General features: G+C 56.2%; 12 protein-coding genes. 5 read left to right on the top strand and 7 right to left on the bottom strand.

Features of this window, described 5'->3' with window-relative positions:
* The first annotated feature begins 221 nt into the window (after positions 1-221).
* Positions 222-494, top strand: a complete 273-nt coding sequence (locus tag ACTNE6_RS00120; RefSeq protein WP_228778923.1) for a hypothetical protein — start codon at positions 222-224, stop codon at positions 492-494.
* A gap of 103 nt (positions 495-597) precedes the next feature.
* Here the strand turns inward: ACTNE6_RS00120 and ACTNE6_RS00115 are convergent, their stop codons facing one another.
* Positions 598-1,023 carry a GlcG/HbpS family heme-binding protein gene (locus ACTNE6_RS00115; protein WP_228778924.1) on the bottom strand — a complete coding sequence of 142 codons (426 nt, stop codon included), beginning with the start codon at positions 1,021-1,023 and terminating at the stop codon, positions 598-600.
* 191 nt (positions 1,024-1,214) lie between these two features.
* Positions 1,215-1,817: an arylesterase gene (locus ACTNE6_RS00110; protein ID WP_194968927.1), complete on the bottom strand. Its 603-nt coding sequence runs from the start codon at positions 1,815-1,817 to the stop codon at positions 1,215-1,217.
* 1 nt (position 1,818) lies between these two features.
* Between ACTNE6_RS00110 and ACTNE6_RS00105 the strand changes: the two genes are divergently transcribed.
* The 3 genes from ACTNE6_RS00105 to ACTNE6_RS00095 all read left to right on the top strand — a co-directional run bounded on the left by ACTNE6_RS00105 (position 1,819) and on the right by ACTNE6_RS00095 (position 5,508).
* Positions 1,819-2,508 carry an ABC transporter ATP-binding protein gene (locus ACTNE6_RS00105; RefSeq protein ID WP_442498178.1) on the top strand — a complete coding sequence of 230 codons (690 nt, stop codon included), beginning with the start codon at positions 1,819-1,821 and terminating at the stop codon, positions 2,506-2,508.
* Positions 2,505-4,988 (top strand): ABC transporter permease, encoded by a 2,484-nt coding sequence (locus tag ACTNE6_RS00100; protein ID WP_442498177.1) that lies wholly within the window; start codon positions 2,505-2,507, stop codon positions 4,986-4,988. The genes ACTNE6_RS00105 and ACTNE6_RS00100 overlap by 4 nt, the downstream gene beginning before the upstream one ends.
* A gap of 97 nt (positions 4,989-5,085) precedes the next feature.
* Positions 5,086-5,508 (top strand): glycine zipper family protein, encoded by a 423-nt coding sequence (locus ACTNE6_RS00095; RefSeq protein ID WP_442498176.1) that lies wholly within the window; start codon positions 5,086-5,088, stop codon positions 5,506-5,508.
* A gap of 14 nt (positions 5,509-5,522) precedes the next feature.
* Here the strand turns inward: ACTNE6_RS00095 and ACTNE6_RS00090 are convergent, their stop codons facing one another.
* From ACTNE6_RS00090 to ACTNE6_RS00070, 5 genes are all read right to left on the bottom strand, one after another.
* Complete coding sequence (locus ACTNE6_RS00090) at positions 5,523-6,275, bottom strand: tRNA1(Val) (adenine(37)-N6)-methyltransferase (protein WP_442498175.1); 753 nt, start codon at positions 6,273-6,275, stop codon at positions 5,523-5,525.
* Positions 6,276-6,352: 77 nt separating this feature from the next.
* The gene (locus ACTNE6_RS00085) at positions 6,353-7,312 is read right to left on the bottom strand and encodes an IS110 family transposase (protein ID WP_194971213.1); all 960 of its coding nucleotides are present in this window, start codon (positions 7,310-7,312) and stop codon (positions 6,353-6,355) included.
* 338 nt (positions 7,313-7,650) lie between these two features.
* Positions 7,651-11,658 (bottom strand): hypothetical protein, encoded by a 4,008-nt coding sequence (locus ACTNE6_RS00080; protein WP_442498174.1) that lies wholly within the window; start codon positions 11,656-11,658, stop codon positions 7,651-7,653.
* 88 nt (positions 11,659-11,746) lie between these two features.
* Positions 11,747-13,099: a UDP-N-acetylmuramate:L-alanyl-gamma-D-glutamyl-meso-diaminopimelate ligase gene (mpl, locus tag ACTNE6_RS00075; protein ID WP_442498173.1), complete on the bottom strand. Its 1,353-nt coding sequence runs from the start codon at positions 13,097-13,099 to the stop codon at positions 11,747-11,749.
* A 15-nt stretch (positions 13,100-13,114) separates the two neighbouring features.
* The gene (locus ACTNE6_RS00070) at positions 13,115-13,336 is read right to left on the bottom strand and encodes a hypothetical protein (RefSeq protein WP_194968934.1); all 222 of its coding nucleotides are present in this window, start codon (positions 13,334-13,336) and stop codon (positions 13,115-13,117) included.
* A 72-nt stretch (positions 13,337-13,408) separates the two neighbouring features.
* Between ACTNE6_RS00070 and apaG the strand changes: the two genes are divergently transcribed.
* Positions 13,409-13,786: a Co2+/Mg2+ efflux protein ApaG gene (gene apaG / locus ACTNE6_RS00065; protein ID WP_194968935.1), complete on the top strand. Its 378-nt coding sequence runs from the start codon at positions 13,409-13,411 to the stop codon at positions 13,784-13,786.

The following is a 13,786-nucleotide window of genomic DNA, read 5'->3' as shown; positions in this document are numbered from 1 at the left end:
AAACTTGCCCGGCGCTCTGTTTGACATCTCTGTGCCATTTCATGAACACTTGCCGGCAAAGCCGAATACCGGGTTTTGAAATGCGGCCGTTCTGAATGAAGCCACAGTAAATTTTCGGAATCAAATCGATGAAACCTTTAAAATAACCGGCTGTGGTGAAATAACCGCTTGATTAATAATAATGCAACTTCATCCAAATGTAAGTTAACGGGTAAACAGCAATGATGATATACGCCGCTTTTAATATCGGAATCCTGACGATACTCTTTTTCGTTATCGGCATGATTAAGCCGCAATGGCCTTTATTCTTTCTGAAGAAACCGGATCGTTTCTGGATTCTCGCAATCTCGACCGTTTTGTTCATGATAACCATGACGCTTTACGGGGAAGGCAACCGGCGGGCAAAACTGGAACAAGCCCCCAAACATTCCCTGTCTCAAGACGCCGCACCGGTGCCGGTGCCTGAATCGGCGCCAGCCAAACCGGCCGAATAAAACTAAAATAAATTGGCCAATCTTTAAGAAGAACACAGGGTCTGGCTCTATGTTCTTCTTAGACAGACACATTCTTTATATGGCGCCGCAGTGCCTGAACAGCCTAAATGCCGGCGATAAATCCCGCCGCCTCTATCCCGGCAATTGCGCAACGCTCGTCCTGATCGGACACATCGCCGCTGATGCCGACCGCGCCTATCAAGTTATTGCTCTCATCGCGGATCAGAACGCCGCCCGGAACCGGCATGATTCTGCCGTCGGTCATGCCGACCAAGGCACTCATAAAATCCGGCCGCTGTTCCGCCACGGCTTCCAGGCTGCGTGATGAAATACCCATGTTGACCGCGCCCCAGGCTTTGGCTGTGGCAATCTGCTGCCTGATCACGGTGGCGCCGTCTTCTCTCTGCATGGCTTTTAAATGACCGGCCTCATCCAGAACGACTACGGTCAGCGGCGCCAGCTTTAATTGCCGGGCTTTACGGGTGGCTCCTTGTATGATTTGGTTGGCTTTTTCCAGTGTCAGTTTCATAGGCAAATCTCTCATTGAATACCTGTTGTTGTTATAGAAAAACACCTTGATGCCGGCTACGCTATCGGTAAACCGGATTAGCTGTAATATAACGCGATTATTCCGTCTCGGCCAATGATTGGAGTCAGTACCAAGGCAGGGTTGGTCATTATCAATATTAGCAAAGGCTGCAATTTGCGCGTTATCCTGGGCTACTTTAACAACGGCTGCAAATGCTCCCAGACTTTATCCGCAATCATCGGCTGCGCCTTGGCATTGGGATGCAGGCCGTCCGGCTGCATCAATTCCTTCACCAGCGCGACATCCTCGAGAATAAAAGGCATATACGGCACGCCCAGTTCCTTCGACAATTGCGGATAAACATCATAAAACATCTCGGTATAGCGCTTGCCGTAATTCGGCGGGATTCGCATGCTCAATAACAGGACTTTTGCGCCAGCTTTCCGGGCGCGCTGCGTGATTTCAGCCAGATTGTCTTTCATCAGCTTGGGCGGCAGGCCCCGCAAGCCGTCATTGGCGCCCAACTCCACGAGCACAACATCGGGTTTATGCGCAGCCAGAATCTTGTCTATGCGCGCCAGACCGCCGGCCGTCGTATCGCCGCTGATGCTGGCATTGACGACCTTGTAAGGGCTGTTCGCCTGAGCCAGCCTGTCCTGCAGCAAAGCCACCCAGCCTTGTTTGACTTCAATTCCGTAGCCGGCGCTGATACTATCTCCGAGTACGACAATCGATTCGGCCAAGGCCGTCATGGGCATTAGCGAAACTATCAAGGCAAATAAAAACCTAATCATTATGCATCCTCAAGCTGATAAAACATCCACGCATCTTATAGTAACGAAAAAGCTCGGTAAATCGGTCCAGACTTCCGACGGCCCGTTACAGATCCTGTCCTCGATCGATTTGGCCATCAGCGCTGGCGAAAGCATCGCCATTATCGGCGAATCCGGCTCGGGCAAATCTACCTTGATCAGCCTGCTGGCCGGCCTGGACACGCCCAGCGAAGGTTCCATTACGCTGAACGGCAAAATCATCACGGTCATGAACGAAGACGGCAGGGCGGCCCTGCGCAACGAACTTATCGGCTTCGTCTTCCAATCCTTTCAATTGCTGCCCGGCCTGACGGCGCTGGAAAACGTCATGCTGCCACTGGAGCTCAGCGGCGACAAGAACGCCAAAACCTCGGCCACGGCCCTGCTCGACAGGGTCGGCCTGTCGCACCGGTTGTCGCACACCCCAAAACAATTGTCAGGCGGCGAACAGCAGCGCGTGGCCCTGGCCCGGGCGTTCGTCACGGAACCGGCCATTCTGTTCGCCGACGAACCAACCGGCAATCTGGACAGCAAAACCGGCGAGCACATCATCGATTTGCTGTTCGAGCTGAATCAGGAAAACCGGACCACGCTGATCCTGGTCACGCATGACCCGGCGCTGGCAGCACGCTGCCAGCGCACCATCAAGCTGGAAGCAGGACGTATTGTATGAACCGTTTTACTTTGGCATTGCGATTGTTATGGCGGGACAGCCGCTCCGGCGAACTGACCATACTGGTATTGGCCCTGATCATTGCGGTCACGAGTTCGACAGCCATCTCGCTGTTCGCCGACCGTCTGCAGCGCACGATGACCGTCCAGGCGGCCGATTTTCTGGCGGCCGATCTGGTCATCTCAAGCACGGCCCCGATTCCCGAGCCCTGGCTCGCCAAAGCCAGCCAGCTCAAGCTGACCCAGGCTCAGACAGTCGAATTTTCCAGCGTACTGATAGAAAACGACGAATTGCTGTTGGCCGGCGTCAAGTCCGTCAGCGCCTTATATCCATTGCGAGGCCATCTGAAAACCACGACTTCGGATTACTCGGCCGAAACGAGCGTCGATAAAGGCCCGGACCCCGGCACGGCCTGGATCGACAAACGCGTTCTGTCTGCGCTGAAGCTCAAACTGGGCGATCCCTTGACCGTCGGCGAAAAAAAACTGACCGTCAGCCGCATCATTACCTATGAACCCGATAAGCGCGGCGATTTTTACAGCTTCTCTCCGCGCGTCATGATCAACCAGCAGGACCTCGAAGCCTCCGGCGTCATACAGCCCGGCAGTCATGTGCATTATTTCTTTCAGTTCAGCGGCGACAGCAAGTCCCTGGCCGCCTTCAACCGCTGGGTCAAACCACAGCTGAATCCGTCGCAACGGCTGATGGACATCCATGAAGACCGCCCGGAGCTGGGCTCGGCACTGGAGCGCGCCGAGCGTTATCTGGGCCTGTCGAGCATCGTCGTGATTCTGATCGCGGGCGTCGCCATCGCCATGGCGACGCGCCGCTATACGGAACGGCACTTCAATACCACGGCCATACTGCGCTGCCTGGGCTGCAGGCAGCGCGAAATTCTCTGGCTGTACAGTTGCCAGTTCATCGTGTTGGGCATGCTGGCCAGCGCCACAGGTTGCCTGTTGGGCTGGTTTGCCCAGGAAGCGCTGTTCCATCTGTTAAGAAACCTGCTGCCCGCGCAGGTCGCCAGTCCCGGACTGCTGGCAATTTTCTTCGGCTTCATCACCGGCATGGTGATCTTGCTGGGCTTCGCACTGCCGCCCATCCTGCGCCTGAAGCAAGTCTCAGCGCTGCGCGTTTTGCGCCGCGATCTTGAGCCTTTGCCGAGCAGCGCGTGGCTGATCTACGGTCTGGCCGTCGGCCTGATGTCGTTGCTGATCTGGCGTTATACCGACGATATCAAAATGACGGCGACGATTATCGGTGTCGGCTTGCTGGCGCTGCTGCTTCTGGGCCTGCTGGTTTATGGCTTGCTGATATTGTCGCGCCGATTGCTGCCGCATATGAATCTGACCTGGCGCTTCGGCCTGCAGGGCTTATTCAGGAACAGCCGGGGCAGCGTCAGCCAGATACTGGCTTTCAGCATGACGCTGGTAGCCATGGTGCTCAGCTTCACCGTGCGCACCGATTTGCTCGACAACTGGCACAAGCAGCTGCCCGAGCATGCCCCCAATCACTTCGCGCTGAACATTTTTCCGGATCAGCAGCAGGCATTTCAGCAAACGCTCGAGCAGCAGCAAATCGCCGGCAGCCGGTTTTATCCTGTCGTCAGGGGGCGTCTGGTCGAAATCAACCAGACGCCGGTACAGCAAATCGTCAGCAAGGACACGCAGGGCGAAGGCGCCACGCACAGGGAATTAAGCCTGACCTGGTCAAAAGACTTGCCCGAGGACAATAAAATCACGGCCGGCCGCTGGTGGCAGTCGGACCGGGCCGGACTGGTCTCCGTCGAGCAAAAACTGGCCAAGAGCCTGAAAATCAAAGTGGGCGACAAGTTGACCTTTACCGTCGGCAGCGAGCAGTTTGAAGCGACCGTATCCAGCCTGCGCGATCTGCAGTGGGACACAATGAAGCCCAACTTTTACATGATTTTCTCGCCCGGCACGCTGGAGAATTATCCGAGCACCTTCATCACCAGTTTTTATCTGCCCGAAAGCCGGAAAAACTTTTTAAACGATCTGGTCAAAAAATTTCCCAGCACCACCCTGCTGGAAGTCGATCTGATCCTGCAGCAGTTCAAAACCATCCTGACCCAATTGACGGCGGCGATCAATTACCTGCTGTATTTTGCCTTGCTGGCCGGTTTCACTGTATTGTTCGCAGCGGTTTATTCGACGCTGGACGATCGGATTTACGACGGCGCCTTAATGCGCACGCTGGGCGCAAACCGTACGTTTCTCAGGAAAACCCATCTGATCGAGTTTACCTTGCTGGGATTGATATCCGGCTTGCTGGCTGTGTTGATTTCGGAAATTATCCTCTATACTTTATATACGCAGGTCATGCATATGGAATATACGCCCAATATCTACTTGTGGGCTGTCCTGCCGCTGATAGGCGCACTGTTCGTGGGCTTGGCCGGGTACTGGGGGGTGCGGGATGTGGTTAATAAATCGCCGCTGCTGGTTTTAAGAGAACTCTAATAATTATTGTTTAAATTACGCCGCCGCCATTCATGCGCTATTCAGAAAATATTATCTAAACTTCAAGCGAACAATCACTCAATACTAAGGTACTACAATGAAGAAATTAACAACCGTCGGCATCGTTTTCATGGCCAGTACGCTCATCACAGCTTGCGCCAATCAGGGGGGCGTAATGAACAGCTTTGGCGGTGGATGGACACCGACTGTCGATGCATACAATGATCCTAACGCTTACCGTCTCAATCAGGACATGGCTGAATGCGGACAAATCGCGGACCAAAGCTCCGGCGGCATGCTGAAAGAGGGCGCTAAAGGCGCTGCGGTAGGCGGTCTGCTCGGCGGCGCCAGCGGCGCGGCTTTAGGTGCGCTCACAGGTGATGCCGGCAAAGGCGCGGCCATAGGTGCGGCAGCAATGGCCCTCGGCGGCGGCGCCTATCAAGGCTATCAGGCAAGAGATGCTTACAAGAGAGCTTACTCCAGCTGCCTGAGACAACGTGGCCACCGCGTACTCAACTAATCCGGTTACACCTCTCATCGATCAGATGCACAGGGATGTGTGTCGATCGCTTTTCCCGCTTTTAAAAACCGCAGTAGAAAAGCCGACAAATACCGTTCGCTGGCCTGTGTGTAAACGCCTGCCGACTCATAGACAATCAACCTTTCCTTTGCCAAAACAGCGGCTATACGGCTGAAAATCAGCGCGGCAACCCTGGCCTTGCTGTGTGCAAAGCCAGGGTAATCGGTCTGCCTGATCAGGTGGAAACCTGCCGCCGATGCGGCAGCGGCAAACTTCGGCACGGCATGAGCGGGCAGCAACAGATACAGCAGCCCCTGCGGCGACACCAAGCGATCGGCGACTTCGATCAAGTCGGCATAGCCAAGCTGATCAGTATGCCTGGCGGTATGCCTGAGCGAATCTTCGGCCCCGAGGTGGTTTTCGAAAAACGGCGGATTGCTGATGACCAGATCGTAAGGCTGCCCGGCCTTGAAGGCAAAGCTCTGGATGTCCTGATGCACCGCCTCCAGGCGATCCGCCCATGGGCTCGCGCCGAAATTGAAGCGGCATTCCCGATAAGCCTCTTCAGTCAGTTCCACAGCCGTCACGTGCCCGGCGCCCAGCTGTGCCGCCATCAGTGCCAGCAATCCCGTGCCCGCGCCGATATCGAGCGCCCGCTCGCCGCCGTTAACGGGCGTCATGGCGCCAAACAGGATACTATCGGTGCAGACTTTCATGGCCGACTGTTTCTGTTGCACCGAAAACTGCTGGAAATTGAAAACCGACATGATTAATTACTCATCGTCTTGAATAACTCATATTAAGAATGTCGCCGGAAAAATTGTAGATACCGTCTTGTTGCCCATTATGCAAGCGCAAAATTGGGGTCGAAAGGTTTATTCGATTTCAGGATGGCAAAGGCGATATGGACGAGTTTGCGCATTGAAGCACAGGCGATGGCCATGCCATTCTTGCCGCGTGCAGCCAAGCGTTCGCGGAAAAGGCGGATGACGGGATTGTGTCTTCCCGCGACCACGGCGGGCATGTATAGCTTCGCGCGCAACATCGGATCACCCATCTTGGAAATGCGGGTTTTGCCTTTCCACTTGCCGGATTCGTTCAAGGCGGGATTGAGTCCAGCAAAGGCGACAGCTTGCTTGGCGGTGGTGAAGCCGTAGTGATCGCTCAAAGCGACCATGAGGTGGGCAGAGGAGGCTTCGCCGATGCCAGGAATCGTTTCCAGCAAAGCGCGCCGGTGCCTGAGATCAGGGTCTTGATCGATAAGACGTTGAACGCGTTCGCGTGTGGTTTTAAGCGCCTGCTCCAGATGTGCCAAGACGGCTCTGATGGATTCGGCAATCGTGGGGTCAGCCGTATCCAGTCTGTTTTTCTCCATTTGCTGCATTTCCAGCAGGTCTTCGATCCGGCGTAATAAGGCTTGCAGTTCGCGGATATTGGCAGGTGGCGGCGTCCACAAAGGCGGTTTCTTTTCCTGGGCATACCGGGCGATCAGCTTGGCGTCAGCCTTGTCGGTCTTGATTCGGCTCAATTCGCTCTTGGCGAATCCCTTGATTCTGGCAGGATTGACGACAGCCACCGGATAGCCTGATTGGGCCAGGCATTCGGCCAGAGGGATGCTGTAGGCGCCAGTCGCTTCCATGCAAACCGAGGGCTTGACGCCGCCGAACGTCGTCAGCCAGACGATCAAAGCGGCAAAACCTTCCGGCGTGTTGTCGAATTTTTTATGCTTGTATTTGCCGTTCTCCAGGCGGGCAACATCGAATTTATGCTTGGCAATATCCACACCAACCGTCACTTGGGACATCTTTAAACACTCCAAAAAACTATATAAAATCAATAAGATCAATTTTAAGGCATACGCCTGGTTCAGCCTTGGATCATACAGGCTCTCCCGGCGAAACGGGAGCCTACGCATACCGTACGAACTTATGAGGCGGATGAGGGAAACGGAGAGCGAAATCTACGCAGCAGGCTCGAAGCCTCAGGGTACGCCCGGCTTCTCCGCTTCCCGCCCGGTGATCAGCCGGGGATTTTATCCCTAATTGGGTAAAATCGAGATATAAGGGTACGCATCGCGTACCATTTTCAAATTTTTCTGATGAACCAGCTCACAAAATGGTACGCAGTGCGTACCCTACAAAGCTACTTCTTCTGCTCAGCCGCTGCTTCTTCCTGCTTGACCGGCTTTTTTCTCCAGAAACCGCCGCTTGAGTAGCATTTCCAGCCCCATTTAAGCCAATTCAGCAGCGCAAAGGCCAGCCATAACGACCAGGCCAGCATGAGCAGCCGGTACACGAATAACGGCACCGAAATCAGCGTTGCGGTCGGCAGGGTCGATGGGCTTCTGTCCTGATACCAGTTCAGGTTGAACGCCGAAGACTGATTGCCGGTAATCTGCATCTCGGGCGATCCGAGCAGGCCCTGTTGGACGGCATCGAACAACAGGCTCAGCGATATCAACGTCAACAGGCCGATGGTCACCTGCATTATATTGAAATAGTTGGCCTGCGCAATCGGCCTGTCTGAGCGCCAGCCCAGGATCATTAACCAAGCGACCACAATCACGGCCGACTCGATCGGTATCTGGCTGAGCCCGATCAACAACAAAAACCAGTGCCAGCTCTTTAACGGCGTCAAACGGATTTTTCCCAGGCCCAGCGATACGATCACGATGACGGCCAGAACGCCCCAAAATAAAACGGCAGGCCCGAATTCGGGGCCCATCGTAAACAGTACCCAGCGGTCCTGGCCCAAGCCCATACTCAGGCTGGTGTTGACGCTGCCCTGCCCCAGATCCACCTCAGGCGTAGTTATGACGGGTGCCATTTCAAGCGCCTGCTGCCAGTTCAGCAGGATATCCTGCCTGCCGGGATGAATCGGCACGGTCAGCGTACGCCCCTTTTGCCGCAACGGCTGAACCACGCCGTCTACCATCACCGACTGCAGCACGGCGTTTTCGGGCAGGGTCAGCGTATGCTGCGCGCCTTGCGAGCTGCGCAGGCTGATTTTCAGTTCGGCTTCCTGCAGGCGCTTGCTGGGCTTAATCATGAGCCTGCTGTCATCGATAGTCAGCGTTTGGCCTCCCACCGGCTGCGGCCGCGTGATTTTCAGCGTTACTTTCTCGCCAGGCCAGGGCCGCCATTCAGGCAGCCAGCGCCCTTCATGATTCTGATGGATCATGGCAATGCCCGACGCTTCGATATGCCAGATGGGGCTGACATCGGCTGCCCAGATTTCCCGCCAGCGGTCTGTCGGCGCCGCTGTCAATTCGATCTGCCCGGTTTTTTTCAGGACCGATTGCCATTCCATAAAAGTCTGCTGCGGCGGCATATTGACTTCGACTTTGCTGTCCTTTACGCGCACGCCCGCCGTCGTGACCGATTCGTCCGGCAGCAGCGGCACAGCGATGACCACGGCCGAATCGGCCGGTGAAATCCTGCTGATCTGCGTGATGACGCGCCAGTCCAGGCCCAGCTGCAAGGTGCGCTTGATGCTGACAAACGGCGGCAGGACGCCAGGCTCCAGGGCCGGCTTGCCGGCTTCCTGCGCCTGGCTGACGCGGCTGAATTGCAGCTGGCCGTCGACGCGGCCGTCTTCCTGCGTGCCGCTGACCTGCCAGCCAGCCGCTTCAATGGCGACGTGATGCGGCTTCAGCGGCAGCGGCAGCGTGAACCGGTTCAGCAGTGGCGCAGCGCTCAGCTCCACCTGGTGCTCGCCTTCGCTCAGGTTGATCCATAAACTGTTGCCGCTGCGGTAAAGTCCCTGGGCGGCTTTGCCGTCGACCGAGACCTGACTTGGAAACCATTGTTCGTATTCGGCAGGCAACGGCACAGCCACGGCTTGCCGGGCATGAATTTTTAACGTCAGCGTCAACGCCTTGTCCGTGATCGCCAGGTGCATCTGCGGAATCTGCGCGCAATCCGGCAGACAGTCGGGCGCTTCCAGTAGTCTGTTGCGCAATTCATCGAGCATGGCCTGATCGGGGAAATCGGCATGGGCCGGCTGTGGCGACAGCATCGGCAGCACTAGGAACCCCAGCAGTACCGGCATTGCGGCTTTCAGGTTGAATTTGAATTTTTCGGCGACGCCGAACATCAGCAAGGCCAGCACAGCGATCAGCCCTACGCGCAGAAAATTGAGCAGCATGGTCATGACCGGCGGCTGATACCACAAATGCAGTTCCTGCCCGCTGTCCACGGCGCCGTTCCAGGACAGCTGGATCTTGGTCCATTGCCATTGCGGCAGCCCCGGGCCGGTCTGGATCTTGGCGTTGGGATCGATGCGCTCGAAGTTGACGGCTTCGTCCTTTTCAACCGCGGCGCCGGATGCAGCCTGTTCCGGCATCGATTTCCTCATGGCCTGTTCCTCCATGTTCATGGTTTCCGGCGCCATCGCGGCCGTAGCCGGATACTCCGTCGGCAGGATGGTTTGCCAGGGCTGCTCCAGCTGCGGGTAAAGCCCCATGCGTATCTGGTCGACCATGAACGGGATTGCGGCCAGGACCAAAAACAGGCAGGTAACAGCGCGATACCAGTTCATGAAGCTCAAAAACCTGCCCGGCGGCAACACTTTAATCAGCGCCGTCGCAGCCAGGATATTGAGCCAGACAAAATGGGGCGCGTCGGGCTCATGCCAGATAATCACCAAGGTCAGCAGAGCGAACAATCCCCAGGCCGGATTCCACAGATGCCTGATCGCCAGCGCCGCGATCAGCACCAGAAACAAGTCCAGCAGCGTCCAGCGCGCAATCCAACTGTCCGGCACGTTGTCGACGCCGGAGGCCGCCAAAAGACGCCAGCCCGGCGGCAGGTTCAGCTCGGCATTGACGTTATGAAAATTCTGCTCCCAGCCGACCGCGCTGAGAGTGCCGATGCCGTCCGCTAGCCGGCTGTCGGCATCCAGCGTTATGCGGCCCTGCCTGACTTCCACGCCTTGCTTATCGGCATCGCGGGTGATGAGCTGGCTTTGGCCGTCCAGCATGACCTTGCCCAGCTGCGTCCTGGGCAAGGCATTAAGCCGCCAGCCCCGGGTCATGCGACCCGTGATCAGGTCATTGACCGTATAACCGGTTCCGTCAAAATCCAGCCACAATTTCCGCGTCAGGTTGAGCTGGTTCGGCTCGGGTTCCGGATCGCCCCGGCGTATCAGCTTGAAATGCATGGCCTGCCCCTGGCTGATGCGGTAGGCCGGCAGATTTTTCCAGTCCTCGGGCAGATTGGTCTGGCTGGGGTCAAGCGCACTTAAGTCTTCAATTTCAACCACGCGCAGCTGCGGAACCGCATTGAACACCCAGACTTCCTCAGCCGGCCAGTCTTTGCGTACTGCAAACGGTATCGCGTTCAAATCGGCCGTACTTCTGGCCAGCAGCTCGATCTGCCAGCGGCCGGGGCGCACCTGGACCAGCAATTGCCCGTCCGGCTCCAGCCGGGCCGGCAGCGGGCTTTGCAGTTGCAGCGGGATGAAGCCTTCCGGCAGCGGCAGCGCCAGTTTGATTTCCCGTTGCGTGCCGGAGACTTCCAGATCCATGCGCGTTAAAACCTGTAACGGCACGTCATCGATGATTTTACGGAACACCTGCAGATCAAGGCTGTCCCGCTGGTCTTCGAGCTTTTTCCGGCCGCTGTCGCTGTCTTTCAACCACAGCTGCCCATTTTTAATGATGGGCGTCTGTATGGCATTGCCGTTGATACGCAGACTGATCAGTCCGGTGTCTTCAGGAATAGCCAGATTGTCCGGCAGCTTGTCCCAGAGAAATTGGCCCTTGATCTCATAAACGCCGGCTTCGAGCAAAACCTTCGGCCTGCCGTCTTTGTCCATGACCAGCGCCGGTTTGTCGTTAGCCGTTACGTTAAGCGGCCAATAGTTATGGTCGCCCGGCAGGCTGAGCCAGCTTTCCTGATAGACTTTCCAGCTGATTGTGAACGCGCCTTTTTCAGGTGTGATATCGAGGCTTAGCTGAGTCGGCCAACTGCAGCGTTTTTGCTCATAGCTGTTGTATAGGAAAGGACAGATGCGCTCCTGATCATGCTGCAGCACCCAGTTGACCCAGGGCTTGAGCGGCTCCGGCACCTGCTCCGGCGTCAAGGGTTTGGCCGGAGCGATCGAAGAAAAAAACAACATAACTGCTAATAGCCAGATAGTACGACTCATGATGCGCTCCGGGTATCCTTTTTTATTATTCACCACGAACGCCCCCAGGGATGGGGCATTCGTGTCCTTCGTGGTTATCTATCAGTATTCAACTTAATTCATGCTGCAGGCGCTGATAGATGCCGCCAAAGCTGCCATTGCTCATCAGCACGAAATGGCCGCCATGGCGCGCTTCCAATTTAAGTTTAGCGATAATTTCATCCAGCGACTGGCAGATTTCGATATTGCCGGCGTATTTTTTCAGCGCGCTCAAATCCCAGCCCAGACCCGGCGGCTGATAGATCAAAGCCTGATCGGCGCTCCCCAAAGATTGCGCCAGCGTTTGCGTGTGCACGCCCATGCGCATGGTATTGGATCTGGGCTCCACGATGGCAATGATGCGCTCGTCCCCGACCTGTTTGCGCAGGCCGTCCAGCGTCGTCGCGATCGCGGTAGGGTGATGGGCAAAGTCATCATAAATCGTGACATCGTTGATGCGGGCAATGACTTCCATGCGCCGCTTGACGTTCTGGAATTTCGCCAGCGCCGTTATGGCATCGGCGGGCAGAATGCCGACATGCTGGGCCGCCGCGATCGCAGACAGGGCGTTATAGACGTTATGCCGGCCGGTCAGGGTCCAATCGACCGTACCCTGCTCCTGGCCGTTCAGCAGCACCTTGAATTGGCTGCCGTCGGCTTGTATCAGCCGGGCATTCCACGGCGCATCGGCGTCGATCGAGGTGTGCGTGACCGGCGTCCAGCAGCCCATGGCCAGCACGTCGTTGATGTTGGCTTCGCTCTCGGGGCTGATGATCAGGCCCTCGCCCGGCACCGTGCGCACCAGATGGTGAAACTGGCGCTTGATGGCGTCGAGATCGGGGAAGATATCGGCGTGGTCGTATTCCAGATTGTTCAGTATGGCCGTGCGCGGGCGGTAGTGGACGAACTTGGAGCGCTTGTCGAAAAAGGCGCTGTCATATTCATCGGCCTCAATGACAAAAAACGAAGATTCGCCGAGCCTGGCCGAAACACCGAAATTCAGCGGAATGCCGCCGATCAGGAAACCGGGCTTGAAGCCCTGGTGCTCGAGTATCCAGCTCAGCATGCTGGTGGTCGTGGTCTTGCCGTGCGTGCCGGCTACGCCCAGCACCCATCTGTCCTGCAATACATGCTCCGACAGCCACTGCGGGCCCGATACGTATTTAAGCCCCCGGTTCAGTGCCGCTTCGACTTCCGGATTGCCGCGCGACAGGGCATTGCCGATGATAACCAGATCGGGCTTGCCATCGAGGTTTTCGGCGCGATAGCCTTCCATCAGTTGTATGCCCTGCTGTTCGAGCTGGGTGCTCATGGGCGGATACACGTTCTGGTCCGAACCGCTGACCTGATAGCCCAGCTGCCTTGCGATCAACGCGAGGCCGCCCATGAATGTGCCGCAAATGCCTAAGATGTGAATATGCAATGTCTTATCCTATAGCTAGTAATTATTGCTTCTGCTCCGGTTTACCGGCATCCCGATGGACAGGCTATCCTCTTGCAGAAGCTTGAAAATGATTTCGTGGGTAGTTTTCTGGCCGGCCATGACGTTTTGCTTATCGGCCGCAGACATCGCCGCCGCGGACAGTTCTTTGCTATCTTGCGCGTAAGCCATGCCGGACAATGCGAACGATAGAATAAAAAAGCCGGCTTTGCGTTTCATGCGGAACAGGTGCTTGCGTTTGGCGGTAAGTTACGATCAAATAACCCCATTATCAATTTATATCATCTAATAATGAGCGAAAAAAACAAAATATTAGTTGAAGCCAAGCCGCGTTTCGTGGAAGCGCAATCTTCTCCTGATGAGAACCGCTATGTTTTCGCCTACACGATCACCATTACCAATGCCGGCGAAGTCCCTGCCAGGCTGCTGACGCGCCACTGGCTGATTACCGATGCCAACGGCAAGGTCCAGGAAGTCAGGGGCGACGGCGTGGTCGGCGAACAGCCTTACATCAGGCCCGGCGAAACCTACAGCTACACCAGCGGCGCCATGATAGCGACGCCGGTCGGCACGATGCAGGGCAATTACACGATGCATTCCGATGACGGCAATGATTTCAATGCCTATATTCCTCGATTCACACTATCAATCCCCAGGACCCTGCATTAA

This window comes from Methylobacter sp. sgz302048 (assembly GCF_052162025.1).
In the GTDB taxonomy this organism is placed as follows: Bacteria; Pseudomonadota; Gammaproteobacteria; order Methylococcales; family Methylomonadaceae; genus Methylobacter.
This window is presented reverse-complemented; position numbering and strand designations above follow the sequence as displayed.